At 62.2% G+C, this 603-nt stretch carries 1 protein-coding gene; it reads left to right on the top strand.

The window, feature by feature from the left end:
- On the top strand, positions 1-603 hold a 603-nt coding region (locus AC1DY5_RS58020; RefSeq protein ID WP_478123095.1), incomplete at both ends, for an aldo/keto reductase.

Below are 603 nucleotides of genomic sequence, written 5' to 3'. Positions count from 1 at the left end.
TGGACATCTGCTTCATTCACGACATTGACGTTTTCACGCGCAGCGCCGAGCAGCCCGAGGTTTTCAGGCAGGCGATGGATGGCTGCTGGAAGGCGCTGGAGAAGTTGCGGTCCGAAGGGTCGATAAAGGCGATCGGGGTTGGCGTCAACGAGTGGGAGGTGTGTCATGAGGCGCTGAAGCAGCGGGACTTCGACTGCTTCCTCCTTGCTGGCAGGTACACGTTGCTCGAGCAGGATGCGCTCAACGATTTTCTGCCGCTGTGCGAGAGGCGGGGCGCCGCGGTGGTCGTCGGCGGCGGCTTCAACTCCGGCATCCTGGCGACGGGGGCCAAGACCGGCGCGAAATACAACTATGCGCCCGCGCCTGAATCGGTCCTGCGTCGCGTGGCAGACATCGAAAAAGTATGCGCCGAGTATTCGGTGCCGCTTCCCGCAGTAGCACTGCAATTCGTGGTTGCTCATCCGGCGATCCCTTCTTTCATCGCCGGCACGCGGACGGTCCAGCAGCTTCAGCAAAACCTCCAATGGTTCAATCACCCAATACCGGCGGAGCTCTGGGCCGATCTCAAGCGTCGCGGCCTCCTTCGGGATGACGCGCCGGTGC

It is taken from the genome of Variovorax sp. P4_D9 (assembly GCF_056401695.1).
Note: the sequence above shows the minus strand (reverse complement) of the source record. Positions and strands in the feature narration are given on the sequence as shown.